This is a genomic window from Martinezella lusitana (assembly GCF_900094565.1).
GTDB classification, from domain to species: domain Bacteria; phylum Pseudomonadota; class Alphaproteobacteria; order Rhizobiales; family Rhizobiaceae; genus Rhizobium; species Rhizobium lusitanum.
Map to the genome: position 1 here is coordinate 83,190 of NZ_FMAF01000018.1, position 22,885 is coordinate 106,074.

Below are 22,885 nucleotides of genomic sequence, written 5' to 3' on the forward strand. Positions count from 1 at the left end.
CGGATTTTGAGGAGATAGAACAAAACAAGCGGCAAGATCGGAACAGCATTTTCTTCTGCATTCAGTCGCGCGATCGAAATTGATGGCGCTCATTCGAGGACAGATACTTGGCCAAGAGCTTAGCGGATTTAAAATATTTCACCTTCGATGTCGTCGGAACGCTGATCGACTTCGAGGGCGGCATCAAGGAGTGTCTGGCTGGGATCGCTGAAGAGGCAGGTGTCTCCGTCGATGGCGAAGAGGCGTTGGCACTCTATCGCGCTGCGCGCTATTCCGGCGACGCCGGTCTTTTCCCCGATGATCTGGTCCGCGTCTATATGGTCATTGCGCCGAAGCTCGGCTTGCCTGCCGAAGTGAAATTCGGTGAACGGCTGCGCGATTCCGCTGGCAATTGGAAAGGCTTTGCCGACAGTGCCGATGCGCTCCGCCGTCTGTCCAAGCGCTATCGGCTGATTGCCATGACGAATGCCCGCCGCTGGGCCTTCGAACATTTCTCCAAGGAACTCGGCAATCCGTTCTATGCGGCATTCACCGCTGATGACACCGGCACGGAAAAACCCGATCCGGCCTTCTTCGAGCAGGTCTTCGCCTTCGTCGGCAAGGAAGGCGCATCGAAGGACGACATTCTGCACGTCGCCCAGAGCCAGTATCACGATATCGGCATATCCCGCCAACTCGGCATGACCAATTGCTGGATCGAGCGACGCCATGCCCAGAAGGGCTATGGCGGCACCATCGAACCTCAGGAATTCACAAAGCCCGATTATCATTTCACCTCCATGGCAGGACTTGCCGAAGCAGCGGAGGCAAGCAAGGCCGCCTGACGGAGTAACGACCCGATACTGAGCCCGCCAAAGACGGGACGACAACTCAACTTCAACAAAAAGGGGAACGCAATGAACGACAAGATCACGAATTGGACCAGCGCAGACGATGCCATGGTCGAAAATGCCATCCGCCGTGGCGCAACTCGCCGCGATCTCCTGCAAATGCTGCTCGCGGGCGGCATCGCCGCTGCGGCCGGCGGGGCGATCTTCGGTCGAACCTCCGCCGCCTTCGCAGCAACCCCGGTCTCGGGCGGTTCGCTGAAGGCGGCCGGCTGGTCGTCCTCGACCGCCGACACGCTCGATCCGGCCAAGGCATCGCTGTCGACGGATTACGTCCGCTGTTGTGCCTTCTACAATCGCCTCTCCTTCCTCGACAAGAACGGCGTCACGCAGATGGAACTCGCCGAAAGCATCGAAAGCGCCGATGCCAAGGTCTGGACCGTCAAGCTGCGCAAGGGCGTGACCTTCCACAGCGGCAAGACCCTGTCTTCGGCCGACGTCGTCTATTCGCTGAAGCGCCATCTCGATCCGGCCGTCGGCTCGAAGGTCAATGCCATCGCCAAGCAGATGACAGGCTTCAAGGCTGTCGATCCGCTGACCGTCGAGATCACGCTCGTCAATCCGAATGCCGACCTCCCGACAATCCTTGCCATCCATCACTTCATGATCATTGCCGACGGCACGACGGATTTCAGCAAGGCCAATGGCACGGGCGCTTTCGTCTGCGAGACTTTCCAGCCAGGCGTCCGCTCCGTCGCCGTCAAGAACAAGAACTACTGGAAGCAAGGCGGCCCGCACCTCGATTCCTTCGAGTTCTTCGGGATCGAGGACGATTCCGCGCGCGTCAACGCACTCATGTCGGGCGACATCCAGCTTGCCGCTTCCATCAACCCGCGCTCCATGCGGCTCCTGGACGGCCAAACGGGCGTGACGTTGTCGAAGACCACCTCCGGCAACTACACCGACCTCAACATGCGCCTCGACATGAACCCGGGCAGCAACAAGGACTTCGTTACCGGCGTCAAATATCTGCTGAACCGCGAAGCGATCCAGAAGTCGGCCTTGCGCGGCCTCGCAGAAATCGGCAATGACCAGCCCGTGCCCCCATCCAGCATCTATCACAATGCCGATCTGAAGCCGAAGGCCTTCGATCCTGAAAAGGCGAAGTTCCACTTCCAGAAGTCGGGCCTCTTCGGCCAGTCTATCCCCGTCGTCGCCTCCGACGCCGCAACCTCTTCCATCGACATGGCGATGGTGTTGCAGCAGGCCGGCGCGGATATCGGCATGAAGTTCGATGTTCAGCGTGTGCCCTCCGACGGATACTGGTCGAACTACTGGCTGAAGGCGCCGATGCATTTCGGCAATATCAATCCGCGTCCGACACCGGATATCCTGTTCTCCCTGCTCTATTCCTCCGATGCTCCGTGGAACGAGAGCCAGTACAAGTCCGCCAAGTTCGATAGCATGCTCATTGAGGCGCGCGGCTCGCTTGACCAGGCCAAGCGCAAGGCGATCTATGGCGAAATGCAGGTGATGATTGCCGAAGATGCGGGCACCGCTATCCCGGCATATATCTCCAACGTCGACGCGATCTCCTCGAAGCTGCATGGGCTGGAAGCCAATCCGCTCGGCGGCATGATGGGTTACGCCTTTGCGGAATATGTCTGGCTCGATGCCTGATCCCTGCCTTCGTACCCGGCCGGTGGTGCTTCGGCGCCGCTTGTCGGGTACAATGCCGGGAAACTGGCACATCCGCTCTCGCGATGGGGATCCGTCATGAACCGCCACGTTCTTTATCTCGTGTTCGGCCGTGTGCTCGTGGCCCTCGTCACGCTGCTCATCGTCTCGTTCACGGTGTTTGCGGCGACATCGATGCTACCGGGCGACGTTGCGCAGATCCTGCTCGGCCAGGCTGCCACTCCTGAAGCAGTCGCCGGGCTTCGCGCCGCCATGCATCTGAACGATCCGGCCATCCTGCGTTTCGTCCGCTGGCTTGCTGGCCTCGCCACCGGCGATCTCGGCATTTCCTATGCCAACAACATGCCGATCGCCGATCTGATCGGCTCGCGGCTTGGAAACTCCTTGAAACTGGCGGCGGCGACCACGCTGTTTTCCGTGCCGATCGCGCTCACCCTCGGCATTACGGCGGCGATGCTGCGCGGCTCGCTCTACGACCGCATCGTCACCATCATTTCGATCGGCGTCATCTCCGTGCCGGAATTCATGGTCGCCACCTCGGCCGTATTGATCTTCGCCGTCTATCTCAAATGGCTGCCGGCACTTGCCTTCGCCAACGAGATCCATTCCTTCGGGCAGATGCTGCGCGTCTTCGCGATGCCCGTCATCACGTTGAGTTTCGTCATATCGGCTCAGATGATCCGCATGACGCGTGCCGCCGTCATCGAGACGCTGAACACGCCCTATGTCGAAATGGCGCTGCTGAAGGGGGCGTCGCGCCGGCGCATGGTGCTGAAACATGCCTTGCCGAATGCACTGGGACCGATCGTCAACGCGGTGGCGCTGTCGCTCTCCTATCTGCTGGGCGGCGTCATCATCGTTGAAACCATCTTCAACTATCCGGGCATCGCCAAGCTGATGGTCGATGCCGTCGCCACGCGCGACCTGCCGCTGATCCAGACCTGCGCGATGATCTTCTGCGTGGTCTATCTCCTGTTGATCACCATCGCCGACATCATCGCCATCATGTCCAATCCGAGGTTGCGCTGATCATGGCCCTTACCGCCTTCACTCCCCGCAAGCTCGGCTTTCGCTTCAACATCGTCGGCATGCTCGGCTTTGCAGTCATTCTGCTATGGGCATTGGTGGCGATCTTTGCACCGCTGATCATCCCCTATTCGATCGGCGATATCGTCGACTTCGATTATTTCGGACCGATATCGGCCAAGTTCTGGCTCGGAACGGATTATCTCGGCCGGGATATCCTGTCGCGTATTCTCATGGGTGCGCGCTACACGGTGGGCATCTCGCTCGCCGCCGTTTGCGTCTCCTGCGTCTCCGGCGTCGCGCTCGGCATGATCGCGGCCGTCACCGGCGGCTGGTTCGACAGCGTGCTCAGCCGCTTTCTCGATGCTTTGAATTCGATCCCGAGCAAGCTGTTCGGCCTGGTCGTCGTGGCTGGTGTCGGCTCCTCGATCCCGGTACTGATCCTGACGCTCGCCGTCATCTACACGCCAGGCGCCTATCGCTTTGCCCGCGCGCTGTCCGTCAACATCAACACCATGGATTTCATCACGGTAGCCCGCGCGCGCGGCGAAGGCACGCTCTATCTCATTCGTTCCGAAATCCTGCCGAATATTCTGGGGCCGGTCATGGCCGATCTCGGCCTGCGCTTCGTGTTCATCGTGCTGCTCCTGTCCGGCCTCTCCTTCCTCGGCCTCGGTGTGCAGCCGCCCAATGCCGATTGGGGTGCGCTGGTGCGTGAAAACATCGGCGGCCTGCCCTTCGGCGCGCCTGCGGTGATCTTTCCGAGCATCGCGATCGCCAGCCTGACGATCAGCGTCAACCTGCTGATCGACAACCTTCCTCAGAAGATCCGGGACCGGAGCAATTGATGGCCAAACTCGTCGAAATCCGCAACCTGAAAGTCGAGGCAAAGACCGATTCCGGCCGTCGCGTCGAGATCATCCGCGGCGTCAGCTTCGATATTCAGGAAGGCGAGATCGTCGCCCTGATCGGCGAAAGCGGTTCCGGCAAGACGACGATCGCCCTGACCCTGATGGGCTACACTCGCCCTGGATGCCGGATCAGCGGCGGCGAGGTGCTGCTTGCAGGTAAGGACATGGCGAGCCTGTCCGAAAAAGCCAGAGCGAATATCCGTGGCACGGAGGTTGCATACATACCGCAAAGTGCCGCGGCCGCCTTCAATCCGGCTCAGACCATCATGGAACAGGTGATCGAGATCACCCGCATTCATGATCTCATGCCGGTCGAAGACGCGAAAGCACGCGCCGTCGAGCTTTTCAAGGCGCTCAGCCTGCCCAATCCGGAGACGATCGGCGCGCGCTATCCGCACCAGGTATCCGGCGGGCAGTTGCAGCGGCTATCGGCGGCAATGGCGCTGATCGGCAATCCGAAGCTCGTGATCTTCGACGAGCCAACGACTGCGCTCGATGTGACGACACAGATCGAAGTGCTCAAGGCTTTCAAATCGGTCATGAAGACCGGTGGCATCGCCGGTGTCTACGTATCGCATGATCTCGCGGTCGTCGCGCAGGTCGCCGACAGGATCGTCGTGCTGAAGGGCGGCGAAATCCAGGAAATCGGCACGACCGAGCAGATCCTTTCCTCGCCCTCCCATCCCTACACGCGGGAACTCCTGGCCGCGTTTGAGCCCAAGCTCTACGCCTCGCCGGCGCAGGCAACCGCCGACAAGACGCCCGCCCTGCTCGAGGTCACGGATATCGTGGCGGGATACGGCCCGATCCAGCCGAACGGCCTGCCGACGGCGGTCGCGCTCAAATCCGTGAGCGTCAGGCTGGAAGCCGGCCACAATCTCGGCATCATCGGCGAGTCCGGCTGCGGAAAGTCGACGCTTGCCCGCGTCATCGCCGGGATACTGCCGCCGGTCTCGGGAGATATCGTCTTCGACGGCAAACAGCTCGCCGCCGACGCCAGGTATCGCCGGCGCGAAGAGCTGCGCAGGCTGCAGATCGTCTTCCAGTTCGCCGACACAGCGCTCAATCCGGCCAAATCGATCGGAGATATTCTTGGTCGGCCGCTTGCCTTCTATGGCAACCCAAGCGCCAGGCAGCGCGAAGCCCGCATCGAGCAGCTGCTCGACATGGTGCATCTGCCGGCAGCCATCAAACATCGCCGTCCGGCCGAACTGTCAGGCGGTCAGAAGCAGCGCGTCAATCTTGCCCGCGCCTTGGCGGCCGAACCGAAGATCATTCTCTGCGATGAGATCACCTCGGCCCTCGATACGGTCGTGGCGGCCGCCATCATCGATCTCCTCAAGGAGCTGCAGCGCGAGCTCGGCCTGTCCTACGTCTTCATCAGCCATGATCTTTCGACCGTGCAGGCGATCTGCGACGAGATCATCGTGATGTATGCAGGCGAGAAAATCGAGCAGCTTTCCTCCGCCGATCTCGCCGGCGGCGCCAAGCACCCCTATTCGAAATTGCTGTTCTCCTCGGTGCCGAAGCTCGACACGGGCTGGCTCGACGGCCTGCAGCAGGATGACGAGCTGATCCGGGCGTTCGCTAGCCGCTGAGATTTGCGAGTTAGACTAACGGCTCAACGCCGGTCAGACCGGAAACAGGCTTGTTAGCGGCATATGCGCCTTGACGATCGGCGATTTCAGCACGACGAAGCTGAAATATTTGTCGATGCCGATCTCCATATCGATCAGCCGCTCCATCGTCGTCTGGTATTCGGCAATGCCGGCGGTAACGAATTTCACCAGATAGTCGTAACCGCCGGAAACCAGATGGCATTCCACCACCGAATCCACCTTCTCGACCGCCGCCAGAAAGCGGGCGAAATCGATCTGGCGATGGTTCTTCAGCGTCACTTCCGTAAAGACGGTCAGTGTCTGCCCGAGCTTGGCGATGTTGATCTGAGCGGAATAGCCGGAGATATAGCCCTCGGACTGCAGCTTCTTGACCCGCATCAGGCAGGGGCTGGGCGAGAGATTGACCAGCTCGGCCAGTTCGACATTGGTGATACGGCCGTTCTTCTGCAGTTCGTAGAGGATCTTGATATCGATCCGGTCGAGTTTCATCGGCACGCTCCGGTTTGCGGATGGCAGAATGGCTGCCCTGCGGAATAATCTTTCGTCATTTTAAGCGGAAAGCTTCGCTTAGCAAGCGGAATCGGGCATGTATATCTCGATATAACGACGTAAAATCCGTGCTTTAACAGAAGAATTCGTAGTCTCGGCCCTGCACAGAAGGAAATGCTGTCTGATTGCGATCTGCAGCATTTGCGGACGAAAAGCTCGATTACAATGCTGGTCTGCGAACGGAGATTGCCATGCCCGCCCCCCTTCTTCACATCGAGACCACACCGACGCTGCCCGAGACGGCGGATGCGGTGGTCATCGGCGGCGGCATCGTCGGCGTCTTCTCCGCCTATTACCTTGCACGCCGCGGCATGAAAGTCGCACTTGTCGAGAAGGGGCGGATCGGCGCGGAACAATCCAGCCGGAACTGGGGCTGGTGCCGGCAGCAGAACCGGGATGCCCGCGAGCTGCCGATGGCGACCAAGAGCCTGGCGCTTTGGGACGCATTCGCTGAAGAGAGCGACGAGGACGCCGGCTTTCGCCGCTGCGGCCTGCTCTATCTCAGCGACAATGATGCGGAACTGGCCGGCTGGGCACGCTGGGGCGAGTTTGCCCGTGGCGTCGGCGTCACCACCCATATGCTTGACAGCAAGAAAGCCAGCGAATTCGGCGCGGCGACCGGCAAGGCCTGGAAAGGCGGCGTCTTTTCGCCGACCGACGGCACCGCCGATCCCTCCCGCGCCGCGCCCGTCGTCGCCCGCGCCATCATGGCGCTCGGCGGCAGCGTGCATCAGATGTGCGCGGCCCGTGGTCTGGAAACCACAGGTGGCCGCGTCAGCGCCGTGGTCACGGAAGCGGGGATCATCCGCACCGAAACCGTCGTCATGGCGGGCGGAGCCTGGGCATCGTCCTTCTGCCGGCAGCTGGGTGTTCGTTTTCCGCAGGCGGCGATCCGATCCTCGATCCTGTCCGTCGCGCCCGGAGCCAAGAGCCTTCCGGCAGCCCTCCATACGGCCGCCGTCTCGGCGACGAGACGAAGCGACGGCGGCTATACGCTCGCCATCAGCGGCAAGGCCCGCGTCGACCCCACCCTGCAGCAGCTTCGCTTTGCCCGCTATTTCGTGCCGATGTTCGCCCGTCGCTGGAAAAGCCTGGCACCGGGAGGCATGGAGGGATTGAAGGGCGGCCACGAGACCCTTTCACACTGGCGGCTCGATCGGCCGACGCCGATGGAGCGCAACCGCATCCTCGATCCGCGCCCCGACCGCAAGCAGATCGACCTGACGCTTGCGCGGGCACGCACACTTCTTCCCGCCCTGGTTCAGACCCCCGTTTCGGCCGTATGGGCCGGCTATATCGACAGCACGCCGGATGGCGTGCCCGCGATCGGCGAGATAGCTGCAATCCCCGGCCTGATCCTGGCGGCAGGCTTCAGCGGCCACGGTTTCGGAATTGGCCCCGGTGCCGGACACCTTGTTGCCGACCTCGTTACGGGTGCAACGCCGATCGTCGACCCCAAGCCCTATTATCCGGATCGCCTGAACCGCTCCGCCTGGGGAAAAGTTGCCGATTTCTGACGGGCGGCGAGCCTCAGCCTGAGGGATAGGCGCATTTCTCGCGCCAGGCGACGGGCGTCATATCGGTGACGCGGCGAAACTCGCGGTTGAAATTCGATTTGGTCTGGAAGCCGGCCTCAAGCATGACTTCGGTCACCGGCCGATCGGTTTCAACAAGAAGACGGCAGGCCTCGGCAATGCGGTAGTCGTTGACATATTGCGAGACGTTCTTGGCCATCCGGCGATTGATGGCGCCCGAGATGCGGCGAGACGGTATGCCGGCTCTGCGGGCAAGGCGCTCGAGATTGAGATTGGCGTCGCGATAAAGCTTCTTCTCACCCATCAGCGCCTCGATGCGGGTAATCGTTTCTGCGTCTTCCGCCGTATCCGGAACCGGCGCAACGTCGACAATATCTCTCACGGTCGAATTCCGGCTGGCCGCGGCTGCTGCCATGCCGAGCATGAACAGGCCGAGAAGATTGGCGATGCTGAGGATCTTGCCGACATGAGCGCCCTGGGTCCATTCGAAATCGAACATGACAAGCGCGTCGATCCCCGCCGAAAAGCTCAGCGTCGCCGCGGCAAAGACGAAGGCTCGATGGGTCGGCTGAGCCGTCTCGAAGGAAGCAAGCGGCAGCACGTCGGGGCCGGCGCGCATCAGCCAGAGCAAGGCGCTGGCATAGCCGAGATAGATCAGGATCATCGCGATATCGATCGCCTCGGGCCAGATAATGATCAGCAGCGCGATGATCGCAGGCGGGAAACCATAGAGACCGATGCGCTCGGACCAGCGGCGCGGGCCAGCGGCACCGAGGTGCATGACACCTGCGACAACCAGTGACGGCATGATCGTCGCGAGCGCAAGCGTCAGGCGGCCGACGATCGGTAGATCGTAACCCCAGCGCAAGCCGACAAGGACCGACTGCACGCAGCAGAGTGCCAGCAGCACGAGGAAAGGCCGGTTGGTGGCCATGCCGTCATCCCGCCGCAGCATTGCCAGAAGCAGCAGCAGAAGCAGCAACGCGACGACGAACGGCAACGGCACGAACAGCATGAGACCCCTTCCACGATCAATCGTGATCGGCCGCACTATGACGTGACTCGCGACCTCAGGCGATCCAGAACGCGATCCGGGACGTCCTGAATCGTGATCAAGGTCGCATCCGCTGCCTTGAACGGCGATGTTGGCGACGAAACCCGCTGGAGACCGCGATGAGCGCCGACGCAAACATGGCTACCCGACTTCGTTCCCTGGCAATCGATCGCCCCGACAGCCCGCCCGCCAGCGCTGCGGCAAGCCGACGGCTCGCAATCCGCTGCCTCATTCTGGCGAGCGTGATCGCGATACCGGCAGCCATCGTCTACCTGCCATCGAAGCTCGCCATCGATACACCGGTAAAGTACTCGTCTTCGATCGCGACCAGTTCCGTATCGCCTGCGACGGCAGACACATCATCGCGGAATGGAGACACCGTCTCAGCCGTACCCATCGCCAGCCTTCCCCAGGCCGTGATCGGCTCCGGCTATGTCGTCGCCGGGCGCATGATCACCTTGCGGCCCGAGGTTGGCGGTAAGGTCGTCTCCCTGCCACTGGATGTCGGGGATCATTTCATTGCCGGTCAAGTCATTGCACGGCTCGATACGACGACGAGCGAGATCGAGCTGAAGATCTCAAGGTCACAGGCCGCCGCCGCCCTGATTGCCGTGCAGCGCAACCAGATTTCGCTCGCAAAGGCGCAAAGGACCCTGGCACGCACCAAGCAACTCGCCGATCGCGGCGCGGCGTCCCAGAGCAACCTCGATACGGACGAACTTGCCGTTCTGCAGTTATCCAATGATCTCGACAGCGCAAGACAGGCAGCCGAGACCGCGCGGCTTCAGGTGGAGAGGCAGGAAAACACCATATCGCTCCATCGCATCGTCGCTCCTTTCGATGGCGTGATCGTTGCCCGGCTGGCTGGTCTTGGAGACATGGTCGCCTCGGGGACGGACGGCGGCGGGCCCAGAGATGGCATTGCGACACTTCTCGATCCGGCTTCGCTGGCCATCGACGTCGATATCGCCCAATCCAACGCCGCACGCATTGAGGCTGGCCAGGCTGCGATCGCCGTTCTCGACGCCTTTCCCGACCGGCAATTCAAGATGCGCGTGACAACGATCGTACCCGTTGCGTCGATGCAGAAAGGCACCGTGACCGCGCGTCTCGAATTCCTGACGGCGCCTTCGGGCGTGCTGCCGAACATGGCGGCGAAAGTGACGCTGAACCCACCGAGCCTTCAGGCGAAGGCGGACGAGAAAGGAAACTGAGATGGACGGCATTTTGATCAGCAACGTGCGCAAGGACTACCGGCTTGGACGCAACACCGTGACGATCTTTTCCGATCTGACCATGACGATTGCGCCGGGCGATTTCGTCGCCATCGTCGGACCGTCCGGGTCGGGAAAATCGACACTATTGAACCTGATCGGCGGCATCGATCGCCCGGACCAAGGCGAGATCGATTTCGAGCATGCCCGCCTCAGCCGGATGAGCGAAAGTGCATTGGCGAGATGGCGCGCGGCCAATGTCGGCTTCGTGTTTCAGTTCTACAATCTGATGCCGATGCTGACGGCGGAACAGAATGTCGAGCTGCCGCTGCTGTTGACGAGCCTCAGTGCGCGCCAGCGTCGCGAACGAGTCGAGACGCTTCTGTCCATGCTCGGCCTTGCCGACCGGCGACGACATCTGCCTTCGGAGCTTTCAGGCGGCCAACAGCAGCGCGTCGGCATCGCCCGCGCACTGGCAAGCGACCCGAAACTTTTGCTCTGCGACGAGCCGACGGGCGATCTCGATCGTGAATCCGCCGACGAAGTGCTCACCATGCTGCGCATTCTCAATACCGAGCTTGGCAAGACGATCGTCATGGTGACGCATGACGACGCCGCCGCCCGTTCTGCCCGGCGTCAACTGCGGCTGGACAAGGGCAAATTCATCGAAGCGGAGGCTGCGTAACCGCCATGCATCGCTTGACGTTCATTCGCCGCGGCATGACGCGCAGACCGGTGCGCAGCGCGCTGCTGATCACCAGCATCGCCATCGCCTTCTTCATTTATCTCGTGCTGACGAGCTTCGAGCGTGGCTTCCTTGGCGGCGAGGTCGAGTCCGAGCGGCTCGTCGTCAGCAACAAGATCGGGGATGCCCTAACCCTGCCGATCAGCTATTCCGACAAGATCCTCGCCCTGCCTGGGATTGCCAGCGCAACCTATATGGCACGCAGCCGCGCAACCTATCGCACCCCAAGCAATTTTCTGGGGCTGACGGCGGTGGAACCCGACAGTTTCCCCGCCTTCATCGGCGACGAGTACGATATCTCCGCCGAGACTCTCGCCCGCTTCCGCCAAACCCGCAACGGCGTCATTGTCGGGCGAAGCATCGCCACCCAGGAAGGCTGGGTGGTCGGGCAGAAAATCACGCTGAACACGTCAAGTTTCTTCAGGGCCGATGGCAGTTCGGACTTCGAGTTCGAGATTGCCGGCATATTGGATGGCCGAAAATCCGCCGATACGCATTTTGTGATGGCGCGCTACGACTACATCAATTCGGAGCGCGGCGTCGATCGCGATACCGTCAGCAACTTCGGCGTCCTGCCAAGGAGCGGCGCGCATGCCGACGACGTCATCAAAGCAGTCGATACGCTCTTTGCCAATTCCGCCTATCAGACCCGGACGCGAACCGAGGCTGAATTCATGAGGGATTTCATCGCGCAGTTTGCCGATATAGCGACCATCGTGCGGCTGGTGGTCGGCGTCGCTTTCGTCACCATTCTGATGATCGTCGCCAATACCATGGTCTTCGCTATTCGCGAGCGAACGAAGGAAATCGGCCTGTTAAAGGTGCTGGGCTTCTCGCGCCGCTTCATTCTCGGCAATGTGCTCGCCGAGACATTCAGTCTGTTTGCAGCCGGCCTTGGCCTTGCGGTCTGCCTTGCCTATGCCGCGATCATCCTGCTGCGGGAGCCGCTGCACACGGTCGTGCCGGACATGTCGCTTGCCCCTGCAACCGTGCTGCAGGCCATCGGCCTATCCGCCGTTCTGGCGGTAGCGACTGCCGCAATACCGGCTTACGGCGCCATGCGAGTGCCTCCCCACGCAGCCCTGAGAGAGAAGTGACGACGATGACGACTATCATCAACCAGATCCTTGCCCTTACCGCATCCAATCTGAAATCGCTCCATCGCCGCAAATGGATGTCGTTGTCCCTGGTGTTTTCGGTCGCCATGGTCGTGACCGTTCTGCTCGGCTTCCTGGCAATGTCGAACGGCTTCCGGCTATCCCTCATGCAGGCAGGTTCCCCGGACATCGCCATCGGCCTTGGCAAGGGTGCCGCAACGGAGCTCGGGAGCCGGATCGACATCTCGCAACTTCACTATCTGGACGGTGCAGGCGGTTTCGCGACCAATGCCAAAGGCGTGGCGCTGATATCGCCGGAAATGGTCGTGCCCGTCGATATCCAGCAAAAATCCGGTGTTTCTTCCGCCACATTGTCCCTGCGCGGCATCGGTCCATTTGGCCTCGATGTGCGACCGAACGTGCGCATCGTCAGCGGCCGCACATTCACACCCGGCACCAGCGAGATCGTTGTCGGCCGCCGGCTCAGTCTCGATTACAAGGGGCTCGACATTGGCGAGAAACTGACGCTCGGCACATCGAAATGGACGGTCGTCGGCATCTTCGACGCGGGCGGATCTGCTTTCGAATCCGAAATGCTGGGCGACCTTGGCGTGGTCCAGACGCTGTTCGACCGGCCCAACCAGATTCAGAGCATCCGTGTGAAACTCGCTTCGCCGCAGGCCTTGCCCGCCCTGCAATCCATGGCGGCCGGCATGCCGCAGATCGCATTGACGCTGCGCTCGGAGCAGGACTATTTCGCAGCGCTCGCCGAACGCACGTCGAAGCTCATCCTTTTGCTCGGCTGGCCGCTCGCCGTCATCATGGCTGTGGGCGCTGCGGTTGGCGCTATGACCACCATGTCCAGCTCCGTGTCGGATCGCAGCACCGAGATTGCCACGGCGCGGGCGATCGGCTTCAGCCGGCGTGCCGCCTTTGCCAGCACCTGGATCGAAGCGATGATCCTGACTGCGCTGGGCTGCCTGAGCGGCATCGCCATTTCCTATCTCGTGCTCAACGGTTGGAGCGCATCGACGATAAGCCTCGATCGCACGCAGATCGGATTCCAGCTGATCCTTTCGCCGCCCCTCATTGGCAAGGCCGCAGTGCTGGCGCTGGCCATCGGCGCGATCGGCGGCGCCGTTCCCGCCATCGCCGCCACTCGGATCCCCTTGCGATTGGCGATGAGCGGCAGAACATGAACCGCAATGCGAGCACACCGCTCGGCTATCTCTTTGCCTTTGCCTTGGATATTTTTCGTTCGGCTGCGAGTAGAAGGCCCTTGAGTTCCGGTTCGCGCACACGGCTCGCCGCTTCGATGAAGGAAACCCATTCGCTGCGGCGCTGGCCACGTTCGGGAAAGTCCTGGAAAATCTGTGCGACCTCAAGCAGATGCAGCTCGACCACGCAAGGAACGTCCTTGCCGTCGTCAAGCTGCTTTACATAGGTGAAATAGCCGAAAGGCTTCTTCTTTACCTTTCCGCGCACGCCGGCTTCCTCAAACGCCTCGATGGCCGCTACCTCATGCGGCTTCTTGCCCTTGATCGGCCAGCCTTTGGGAACAACCCAACGGCCACTTTCGCGGCTGGTGACGACCAGGACTTCCGGTGCATCGCGCTCGGCAGACTTTCTGTAGCAGATGGCTGCATATTGCTCATAGGCGCGGCCGCGAAACAGCGCATCGGTATGGGAGGCGAGTTCGGACAGAAAGCTCCCCGAACGCTTCAAGGCTTTTTCCTGCGCTGAGATGGAAGATGCCATGCCCTCGGCTACCCGTAATAATGTCGCCAGAAGCAAGGCCAGCCCAAAGCCGGTCGGCGCGCGCTCACAAAGATTTTCTGCGACACGCTGCTCTCCTGTCCTGCATGCGACTCTGCCGAAATTCCCAACTCTCAACCCCATGCTGTGAGCCGTTGGCGTGACAGTTTTATGAAGATGGCTGTTAATTGATATGGCGAGCCCTGCAGCGATCGTCGGTCTGCGCCTGGTGTGACAATGCGGCCACGCAAACTGAAAACGGCCCCGTGAAGGAGCCGTTTTGCATTGTGGAGGATTGGCAAAAGCCTATTCGGCCGCCTGCAGCGCCGGCACCTCGATCTCTTCACTCAATTGCCCGGCCATGGCCGCGGCGAACTTCGTTTGATCGAGCTCATTCTCCCAGCGGGCAACGACGATGGTGGCCACCGCGTTGCCGACGAAGTTGGTCAGCGCGCGGCATTCCGACATGAAGCGGTCGATGCCGAGGATCAGGGCCATGCCGGCGATCGGAACCGAAGGCACGACTGCAAGCGTGGCGGCAAGTGTGATGAAGCCCGCACCGGTAATGCCGGCCGCACCTTTCGAGCTCAGCATGGCCACGAGCAACAGCAGGATTTGGTCACCAAGCGCCAGCGGCGTATCGGTCGCCTGCGCAATGAAGAGCGCCGCCAGCGTCATGTAGATGTTGGTGCCGTCGAGATTGAAGGAATAACCCGTCGGAATGACGAGGCCGACGACGGAGCGCTTGCAGCCCGCGCGTTCCATCTTGTTCATCAGGCCGGGCAATGCGGCTTCCGACGAGGAAGTACCAAGCACCAGCAGCAGCTCTTCCTTGATATAGCGGATGAGCGCCAGGATCGAGAAGCCGTTGTAGCGTGCAACGGCGCCGAGCACGACGAGCACGAAAAAGATGGACGTCAGATAGAAGGTGCCGATCAGGAACGCCAGGTTGGCGATCGCGCCGATACCGTATTTGCCGATCGTAAAGGCCATGGCACCGAAGGCACCGATGGGAGCGAACTTCATCAGCAGCGCAACCATGCGGAAGATCGGCGTGGTCAGTGCCTGCAGGAAGTCGGTAACCGGGCGGCCGCGTTCGCCGGCGGCACCGAGCGCGATACCGAAGACCACCGAGAAGAACAGCACCTGGAGAATATCGCCCTTGGCAAAGGCGCCGACGATCGTATCCGGGATGATGTTCATCAGGAAGCCGACGACCGAGGCATCATGGGCCTGCGCCGCATAATTGGTAACGGCCTTGGTATCCAGGGTTGCAGGATTGATGTGCATGCCAGCGCCCGGCTGCACGACGTTGGCAACGATGAGGCCGACGATAAGCGCCAAAGTCGAGAAGGTCAGGAAGTAGATGAACGCCTTGCCGACGACACGACCGAACTTCTTCAGGTCCGACATACCGGCGATACCGGTCGTGACCGTGAGGAAAATAACGGGCGCAATGACCATGCGCACCAGCTTGATGAAGGCATCGCCGAGCGGCTGCAGCGATGTGCCGAGCTGCGGATAATAATGGCCGAGCAGGATGCCAGCAGCAATGGCGGTCAGAACCTGCACATAAAGATGCCGGTAAAAGGGAAGTTTCGCGCGCGTTTCGGCGGCGGCGATGGGAGCAATCATGATGTCCTCCTTTAAGCCCAACCGATTTCTCGGCCCTCCGGGCGACGACTAGAATTCAACAGCCTCCGACTGTTAGGCTTTTCACTGCAACGAGCGTGCCAAATGGGAGGACCAGAAGTAACTATTTGATTTTTCAAGATTTAAGAACCCGCCGCGATAACACCCCTCACAACATGTGCGAAAATCCGCACATCCCGAATTGCGGCGCGCGCGAAATCGTGCACAATATGAGGAATGCTGCAGCGCCCGACCACGGAACGATTTCTGACGCCAGAGCAACTGGGCCGCCGCTCCCGCCGGGTCTGGTTTGTCTTTGCGTTCTTGTGCGCAGCCGTCATCGCAGCCGCCTTGTACGGCGCCAGCTTCTACGGCCGCCTCTCCGCCATCGAGACTTTGCAGAGGCAAGGACATACGGATGCGAACCTCAAAGTGGCTCTCTTGCGGGCGGTGCTTGAGCGACCCCGTGCGCTGCCCCTATTGTTGGCCGACGATCAGCAGGTGCGCGATGCGCTTGCCGGGCGACAGGCCGATGATGTCGCCGCCCTTGACCGCAAACTGGAAAGCCTGGTCTCTGGAACGAGCGCCGCGGTTCTCTATGTCACCGGCCGAGATGGCGTCGCGATGGCCTCCAGCAACTGGCGAGAGCCGCTGAGCTTCGTCGGCAACGACTATTCGTTCCGAGACTACTTCCGCAAAGCCATGGAGACGGGAACTGCGGAACACTACGCGCTTGGCAACGTCAGCAATCGTCCCGGCCTCTATATCTCCCGGCGCGTCGGTGACGCCGATTCCGCGCTCGGCGTCGTCGTGGTCAAGATGGAGTTCGACCAGCTGGAGGCTGATTGGAGCGAGACCGGACGCCCGGCCTATGTCACCGACGAGCGTGGCGTCGTCCTGATTACCAGCCTGCCCTCCTGGCGTTTCATGACGACAGCACCATTTTCGCGTGAAGAGGCCGCGACCATCCGCAAGAGCCTGCAATTCGGCGCAGCGCCCCTTTCGCCGCTGCCGATCAGCCGTCCGCAAGCAGTAGGGCCGGATGCGGCCATTGTACGCGCCGTTTTGCCCGGCAGCAGCGCCGCCGAGTATCTGCGGCTGACGACCACGATCCCATCGACACCCTGGCAGCTCGGCTATCTGATCCCGACCGATCAGGCGGTCGCATCGTCCGTAAGGGAGACACGCTTTCTCACCTTGACCGTCCTGCTGCCGATCCTGGCGTTCGCCGCTTTTCTCCTGCGCCGCCGCGACGTCTCCGCCATGCAGATCGCCGTCAACAGGATCGCCCGCGAGGAGTTGGAGCGGCGCGTTCTGGAGCGCACCGAGGATCTCAGTCGCGCCCGCGACCGTCTGGAAGCGGAAATTGCCGACCATCGTGCAACGGAGGCGAAGCTCCAGGGCGTGCAACAGGATCTCGTGCAGGCCAACCGTCTCGCCATTCTCGGCCAGGTCGCAGCCGGCGTCGCCCATGAGATCAACCAGCCGGTCGCGACGATCCGCGCTTACGCGGAGAATGCACATATCTTCCTCGACAGGCAGCAGACCGCGCCGGTCAAGGATAATCTGTCCGCCATCGCGGCGCTGACGGAGCGCATCGGCGCCATCACCGAAGAGCTCAAGGCATTTGGCCGCAAGGGCAGGACCGCGCCGGAGCCGGTGGACCTGAGAAGCGCGATCGAAGGCGCGGTCATACTGCTGCGAAGCCGGTTCGCCGGCCATCTCGATGCTCTGAAGATCGAACTGCCGCCGGTGGGGCTCACCGTCGTCGGCACGCGGATCCGGCTGGAGCAAGTCCTGATCAACCTCTTTCAGAATGCCTTGGAAGCCCTCGAGGGCCAGGATCGGGCCAAAGTCGAGGTCTCGGTGCATGAGACATCCGATGATGTCGAAATTGTCGTCTCTGACAACGGCCCTGGCATTCCAGCGGCAATCCTAGACTCGCTGTTTACGCCGTTCAATACCTCGAAGGAAAAGGGGCTGGGCCTCGGCCTCGTCATTTCCAAGGATATCGTCGTCGACTATGGCGGCCACATAGAGGTCGAAAGCAACGCTGACGGCACCCGTTTCACCATCCATTTGCGCAGGGCCACGACATGAACGACAATTCCCCGGTCTTTCTCATCGACGATGACAAGGATCTGTTGAAAGCGACGAAACAGACGCTTGAGCTCGCGGGCTTTGCCGTTTCCGCTTTCGCGGCAGCAGGCGATGCCCTCGCCGCCCTCGATCCCGGCTTCGCCGGGGTCGTCGTTTCCGATATCCGCATGCCGCAGATGGATGGGCAGGAGCTCTTCGCCCGCGTCAGGGAGCGCGACGCCGATCTCCCGGTTATCCTGGTGACCGGTCACGGCGACATTCCGATGGCGGTGCAGGCGATCCAGGACGGCGCCTACGATTTCATCGCCAAACCCTTCGCCACGGACCGGCTGGTGCAGAGCGTGCGGCGCGCGGCCGAAAAGCGCCGGCTCGTGCTGGAAAACCGCTCGCTCCGTCTCGCCGCCGAGCAGGCGCAGGGCGATCTGCCGCTGATCGGCCAGACCCCGGCCATCGAACGCCTCCGCCATACATTACGGCAGATTGCCGATACGGATGTCGATGTGCTCGTGACAGGCGAAACGGGGAGCGGCAAGGAAGTCGTGGCAAGCCTGCTGCATCGCTGGAGCCGCCGCGCGAAGGGCAATTTCGTCGCGCTCAATTGCGGTGCCTTGCCCGAAACCGTGATCGAGAGCGAACTCTTCGGTCACGAGCCGGGCGCATTCACCGGCGCGCAGAAGAAGCGCGTCGGACGTATCGAGCATGCAAGCTCGGGAACGCTGTTTCTCGACGAGATCGAGAGCATGCCGCCGGCGATACAGGTGCAGATGCTGCGTGTGCTTGAAATGCGCGAGGTGACCCCGCTCGGCACGAATGAGGTGCGCCCCGTCGACCTACGCGTGGTGGCGGCGGCGAAAGTCGATCTCGGTGATCCCAGCCAGCGCGGTGATTTTCGCGAGGATCTCTATTATCGCCTCAACGTCGTCACCCTCTCCATTCCGCCACTGCGCGAGCGGCGTGACGATATCCCCCTGCTGTTCGGCTATTTCGCGGAGCGTGCCGCCAGCCGCTTCAAACGCGATGCGCCGGCCATTTCCGCCGCCGTGCGCCGCCATTTGCAGCAGCACGATTGGCCGGGAAACGTTCGCGAACTGGCGCATTTCGCGGAACGTTTCGTGCTCGGTCTCGAGACGACGGCAATGCCGAAATCGGGCGACGCGCCTGCCACGGATTCCGGACTATCGCTGCCCACCCGGGTCGAGCGCTATGAGGCGGAACTCATTCGCGAGACGCTGTCGCAAAACAATGGCGACGTCCGCCGCACCATCGAAGCGCTCGGCATCCCCAGAAAGACCTTCTACGACAAGCTGCAGCGGCACGGCATCGTCAGAGGCGAATTCGCCGGCTTTGATGGGGATGACCGGCGGAGCTCATAGGCCGCCTGGCGGATGACAGGCTATGCGCTTGCGACCCGCATCGGCGCAACATCGCGCTCACCCGATTGCCGGGCCGCCATGTCGGCCGTTCGATCGAGAACCGTCATCGCCTCCGCAATCAAGCCGGCAAGCGCTTCGGTACTTTCGGAGGCCGCAACGATCAGCGGCGCACTCAGGCAGATTCTAAGCGCACTTGCCGGCATATCGCCAAAATCGGCACAACGAACGGGTTGACCGAGGCGCACCGCCGCCAACCCGCCCTGCTCGACGGCCAAGCCCTTGTAGACATCAGCGGTTTCCGTTGCCGTCAACAGGCCGTCATGATGAGGATGGCACAGGTAGAAGGAGAAAATCGAAGGGATCTCATCCCAACGAAGAACTGACGTTTCGCCCCACAAATGGCTCCGATCCAACGGCCGGCTGTCCAGGAGTTCGAAGGCAGGATCGCTCCTGAGCCGGATGGTTACCGCTCCGGCGAAGGCAGAGAGAACCGCAATCACCTTCTCCTCGGGAAGACCGGCAAAGCGTTCGAGCTCGAAAAGGGCCGCCTTCCAGCGCAACAATAGACCGAAGTTGGCGCGATCCGGCAGCGATTCGCGTGCTGCCCAGCCTTCCGGCCACTCCGCCTTGCCGCAATAGTCTGCAAGTGCCGCCGGCACGGTGCGATGCCTGAAACGCTCCGAGATTGCCGGCGGGCATAATAGCGCGCCGCTGAAAATCGGCCCGGCCAGGAATTTCGAACCCGTCACCGCCACCATGAAATCACGGGCGAGATAGGCGCGGATCGTTGCCGCCGACAGCCGGAACTGGCAGGCATCGATCATGATGTCGAGCACGGCGCCGAAACGCCCCTTCAGGCGCAGGACCGTTTCCAGGCTCGGCGCCAGCAAGCTGGTCTTCGACACGTCCGTCACGACAAGCAGGCACCGGAGGCCGGCCGCGCGGGCAAGCTCGATCAGCCCCCGCAGTTCCTCCTCGACCTCCTCGTCCGTGCGCAGGGAGCCGTCCTTGTTGCGGACGGCTACGGTCGTATTCCGCGTCGCCTCGCCGAGCTGCAGCTCCTCGCCCTTGGCGACGGCCCGTTCGCTGCTGACACGGTTCATGAAATGCCGTCCGGACGAGGCAGTCATCACGCCGCTGCCCGTTTCGTTGCCCATCAGCGTGATGGTCATCAGCGCGCGGTCATCCTCGCGCGCCAGAAGTGCCGCGGCAAAGAGATGGATGTCAGTGCCCGAAGTCGCCAATATTGCATCGACGCGCGCCTGCCCCGCAGCCTGATTGAGGTCGAGCAGACGCAGCAGATCATGGCGAACCTGACCGATCTCGCGCTCATAGATCTCCGTGGCCGAAGCACTTTCCATTTCGCGCAGCAGGTCGGCATAGTAGGCGCCGACCGCGGAAAACGCTGCGGCAGAAATGGTCGAGGCCGTTGACGAGCCGAAGGCGAGGTCGCGCGGACGAGGCGACGGGCCATGGCCATACATATTGAGGCCGGTAGCCTCATCGCAATCCAACCGCTCGTCGCCGCCCGAGATCAGGCTTCTCAGAAGAGCCTCCTCTCCTTTGCCCGATCGCTGCAACGGCGCGCCTGCGGCCACGTTCCTGTCCAGGGCACGGTCGTCAACGATTTGCGGCATGGAGAAGCATTCCTCTGGCATCCGGTTCGGAACGCTTTGCATGAGTGCATCGCGCTCAATTCTGCCGACAGAACCCTGCCAGCAGCCGCACATTAGGCCAAACAAGATGGAGCGAGGCTGACTTGCCGGGCATAATCACCCGGCATTCAGGACCGAACAAAACAAAAAACTCGCGGCTTTTGGGCCGCGAGCTCATGACGATCGAAAGTAAATGGAATGTCAACCGGCGGGCGCGATCTTGTCCTGCGTCTTCGTGTCGAAATCGCTGGCGTCATGGCGCTCACGCAGCTGTTCGGAAGGATCGCCGGACATGCGGTTGACCATGCGCCCGCGCTTGACGGTCGGTCGTGCGAATATCTGCTCCGCCCAACGCTGGACGTTCTTGTAATCCTGCACCTGCAGGAATTCGGCTGCTCCGTACTGCCAGCCCTTGGCCAGGCCGCCATACCATGGCCAGATTGCCATATCCGCGATCGTGTATTCGCTGCCGGCAATATATTCGCTTTCGGCCAGACGGCGGTCGAGCACGTCGAGTTCGCGCTTCACTTCCATGGCGAAACGATCGATCGCATATTCGATCTTCGTCGGAGCATAGGCGTAGAAATGGCCGAAACCGCCGCCGAGATAGGGCGCGCTGCCCATCTGCCAAAACAGCCAAGAGAAACATTCGGCTCGAGCCGGCTGTTCGGTCGGCAGGAAGGCGCCGAACTTTTCGGCGAGATAGGTCAGGATCGACGCCGATTCGAAGACGCGGATCGGCTTGGGGCCACTGCGGTCGAGCAAGGCGGGGATCTTCGAATTGGGATTGACCTCTACGAAACCGCTGCCGAACTGGTCGCCCTCGCCGATCTTGATCAGCCAGGCATCATATTCAGCGCCGCTATGACCAAGCGCCAGCAGTTCTTCGAGCATGATGGTGACCTTCACGCCATTCGGCGTTCCGAGCGAATAAAGCTGGAGGGGATGACGACCCACCGGCAATTCCTTTTCGTGGGTCGGCCCCGCGATCGGACGGTTGATATTGGCGAACTGGCCGCCATTCGCCTTGTTCCAGGTCCAGACTTTCGGCGGCGTATATTCGGCAGAACCGGTCATGGGCATCCTCTCGTTTTCAGTGAATCGAATTGAGCGTGGTCATCGATGTAGCGCGCTACGTCTGTCGCACATAGTAGCGGCTGTTCATTTTTACGAGAGGAGCACGAGCTGCTTTTGGGATGGCCCTGGGTAAAACGAAAAAAGCCTGCCGCGGGAGGAGGTGCGGCAGGCTTTCGACAATAAATGAACAGCGCACGGGAGGAGGAGTGGCGCTGTTCGCGCAGACGACCTTGGGAGGAGGAGTAGGGCGTCTGCAAAGCGAAGGGATGCGGGAGGAGGTGCATCGCTTCGATGGAAATCATAATACCTGGCTTTTGCTCACTTCATAGGCATTTATTTGCAAGGCAGTTATGCGCTATGCGAAAAGCGGAAAGCTCGACCGCATAACATTTCGGCATACAAAACAGTGACAGCCGTCATGCGGACAAAACAGAAGCGCCTGCTCGGGAGGAAGCAGGCGCTGGCAACATGCAGATTGCAGATCAGCGTTTCGAGCCGTTAGCCGGCGATGGCTGCACGGGCAACATTGCGGATTTCGCCGCGATCGATACCCAGGTCATGCAGTTCGCGCGTGGACATGCGGCCCAATTCGGCGACCGTCTGACGATACTTGCGCCAGTTGTTGAAAGAGCGTGCTACGTTCATGATGATCCCCTTTCCTCGGGCATTCGAAGCTGAGCTGCCGTCCTTGGCGCTCCATTCGCTTCGATGACAAACATATAGTGGAAGCCCCTCGCCTTTTGCAGCGCCAAGGCTTCACTGCACCCATGCATGAAGTGCATGGGTTGATGCAAAACCTGCAAGGCTGTTCCGGCACGGCCCCAATGTCTTTGCGATTTATTGATGACAGGGCAGCCTTTGTCTGCGAAAACAACGGCATTGAGAGACAGGGGCGTCTGCTATCCGGCGGGCTGAGAAGCACCCTTTGAACCTGAACCAGATCATGCTGGCGGAGGGAGTCGCTCGGGGTTCTGCAACATCCTATGCCGCCCCTCGCGTCTCGCCCGCCCGAAAGGGG

Annotated in this window: 19 protein-coding genes and 1 riboswitch; of the genes, 12 read left to right on the forward strand and 7 right to left on the reverse strand. The window is 61.2% G+C overall.

Annotation, left to right across the window (positions count from 1 at the left end; translation table 11 throughout):
• Positions 1-107 precede the first annotated feature (107 nt).
• The 5 genes from GA0061101_RS26695 to GA0061101_RS26715 all read left to right on the forward strand — a co-directional run bounded on the left by GA0061101_RS26695 (position 108) and on the right by GA0061101_RS26715 (position 6,060).
• Entirely contained in the window at positions 108-824 is a 717-nt protein-coding gene (locus GA0061101_RS26695; protein WP_037197458.1) for an HAD-IA family hydrolase, read from the forward strand.
• A gap of 72 nt (positions 825-896) precedes the next feature.
• The gene (locus GA0061101_RS26700; RefSeq protein WP_037197457.1) at positions 897-2,507 is read left to right on the forward strand and encodes an ABC transporter substrate-binding protein; all 1,611 of its coding nucleotides are present in this window, start codon (positions 897-899) and stop codon (positions 2,505-2,507) included.
• Positions 2,508-2,603: 96 nt separating this feature from the next.
• Complete coding sequence (locus tag GA0061101_RS26705; protein WP_037197456.1) at positions 2,604-3,554, forward strand: ABC transporter permease; 951 nt, start codon at positions 2,604-2,606, stop codon at positions 3,552-3,554.
• Positions 3,555-3,556: 2 nt separating this feature from the next.
• Positions 3,557-4,399: an ABC transporter permease gene (locus tag GA0061101_RS26710; RefSeq protein ID WP_037197455.1), complete on the forward strand. Its 843-nt coding sequence runs from the start codon at positions 3,557-3,559 to the stop codon at positions 4,397-4,399.
• On the forward strand, positions 4,399-6,060 hold the full coding sequence (locus GA0061101_RS26715; protein ID WP_037197454.1) for an ABC transporter ATP-binding protein: 1,662 nt from the start codon (positions 4,399-4,401) through the stop codon (positions 6,058-6,060). Before GA0061101_RS26710 ends, GA0061101_RS26715 begins: the two co-directional genes overlap by 1 nt.
• 33 nt (positions 6,061-6,093) lie before the next feature.
• Here GA0061101_RS26715 and GA0061101_RS26720 read toward each other — a convergent pair whose 3' ends face one another.
• Positions 6,094-6,570, reverse strand: a complete 477-nt coding sequence (locus GA0061101_RS26720) for an Lrp/AsnC family transcriptional regulator (RefSeq protein WP_034510479.1) — start codon at positions 6,568-6,570, stop codon at positions 6,094-6,096.
• Positions 6,571-6,821: 251 nt separating this feature from the next.
• On the opposite strand from GA0061101_RS26720, the gene GA0061101_RS26725 reads away from it, so the two are divergent.
• Complete coding sequence (locus tag GA0061101_RS26725) at positions 6,822-8,147, forward strand: NAD(P)/FAD-dependent oxidoreductase (RefSeq protein ID WP_037197564.1); 1,326 nt, start codon at positions 6,822-6,824, stop codon at positions 8,145-8,147.
• 13 nt (positions 8,148-8,160) lie between these two features.
• Here the strand turns inward: GA0061101_RS26725 and GA0061101_RS26730 are convergent, their stop codons facing one another.
• On the reverse strand, positions 8,161-9,180 hold the full coding sequence (locus GA0061101_RS26730) for a helix-turn-helix domain-containing protein (RefSeq protein WP_037197451.1): 1,020 nt from the start codon (positions 9,178-9,180) through the stop codon (positions 8,161-8,163).
• 158 nt (positions 9,181-9,338) lie between these two features.
• Here GA0061101_RS26730 and GA0061101_RS26735 point away from each other — a divergent pair, with 158 nt between their 5' ends.
• The 4 genes from GA0061101_RS26735 to GA0061101_RS26750 are packed head-to-tail and all read left to right on the forward strand — an operon-like array spanning position 9,339 to position 13,474.
• Positions 9,339-10,433 (forward strand): efflux RND transporter periplasmic adaptor subunit, encoded by a 1,095-nt coding sequence (locus GA0061101_RS26735; protein WP_037197450.1) that lies wholly within the window; start codon positions 9,339-9,341, stop codon positions 10,431-10,433.
• A 1-nt stretch (position 10,434) separates the two neighbouring features.
• Entirely contained in the window at positions 10,435-11,118 is a 684-nt protein-coding gene (locus GA0061101_RS26740) for an ABC transporter ATP-binding protein (RefSeq protein ID WP_037197449.1), read from the forward strand.
• 5 nt (positions 11,119-11,123) lie between these two features.
• Entirely contained in the window at positions 11,124-12,275 is a 1,152-nt protein-coding gene (locus GA0061101_RS26745; RefSeq protein WP_092575755.1) for an ABC transporter permease, read from the forward strand.
• 5 nt (positions 12,276-12,280) lie between these two features.
• Entirely contained in the window at positions 12,281-13,474 is a 1,194-nt protein-coding gene (locus tag GA0061101_RS26750; RefSeq protein ID WP_037197563.1) for an ABC transporter permease, read from the forward strand.
• Positions 13,475-13,499: 25 nt separating this feature from the next.
• Here the strand turns inward: GA0061101_RS26750 and GA0061101_RS26755 are convergent, their stop codons facing one another.
• The gene (locus GA0061101_RS26755) at positions 13,500-14,000 is read right to left on the reverse strand and encodes an NUDIX hydrolase (RefSeq protein ID WP_312865301.1); all 501 of its coding nucleotides are present in this window, start codon (positions 13,998-14,000) and stop codon (positions 13,500-13,502) included.
• Between the two features lie 336 nt (positions 14,001-14,336).
• Positions 14,337-15,665: a dicarboxylate/amino acid:cation symporter gene (locus GA0061101_RS26760; protein WP_037197446.1), complete on the reverse strand. Its 1,329-nt coding sequence runs from the start codon at positions 15,663-15,665 to the stop codon at positions 14,337-14,339.
• Between the two features lie 234 nt (positions 15,666-15,899).
• Between GA0061101_RS26760 and GA0061101_RS26765 the strand changes: the two genes are divergently transcribed.
• On the forward strand, positions 15,900-17,762 hold the full coding sequence (locus tag GA0061101_RS26765) for a sensor histidine kinase (RefSeq protein WP_047560230.1): 1,863 nt from the start codon (positions 15,900-15,902) through the stop codon (positions 17,760-17,762).
• Positions 17,759-19,135: a sigma-54-dependent transcriptional regulator gene (locus tag GA0061101_RS26770; RefSeq protein WP_047560233.1), complete on the forward strand. Its 1,377-nt coding sequence runs from the start codon at positions 17,759-17,761 to the stop codon at positions 19,133-19,135. Before GA0061101_RS26765 ends, GA0061101_RS26770 begins: the two co-directional genes overlap by 4 nt.
• Positions 19,136-19,155: 20 nt before the next feature.
• Here GA0061101_RS26770 and GA0061101_RS26775 read toward each other — a convergent pair whose 3' ends face one another.
• The 3 genes from GA0061101_RS26775 to GA0061101_RS26785 all read right to left on the reverse strand — a co-directional run bounded on the left by GA0061101_RS26775 (position 19,156) and on the right by GA0061101_RS26785 (position 22,512).
• The gene (locus tag GA0061101_RS26775; protein WP_047560299.1) at positions 19,156-20,772 is read right to left on the reverse strand and encodes a hypothetical protein; all 1,617 of its coding nucleotides are present in this window, start codon (positions 20,770-20,772) and stop codon (positions 19,156-19,158) included.
• Positions 20,773-20,991: 219 nt separating this feature from the next.
• A complete protein-coding gene (yghU, locus tag GA0061101_RS26780; protein WP_037197562.1) occupies positions 20,992-21,867 on the reverse strand; it encodes a glutathione-dependent disulfide-bond oxidoreductase in 876 nt (291 codons plus the stop codon).
• Between the two features lie 498 nt (positions 21,868-22,365).
• Positions 22,366-22,512, reverse strand: coding sequence for a DUF1127 domain-containing protein (locus GA0061101_RS26785; RefSeq protein ID WP_077468184.1), 147 nt, complete (start codon positions 22,510-22,512; stop codon positions 22,366-22,368).
• A gap of 233 nt (positions 22,513-22,745) precedes the next feature.
• Positions 22,746-22,842, forward strand: a riboswitch (TPP riboswitch).
• The last annotated feature ends 43 nt before the right edge of the window (positions 22,843-22,885 follow it).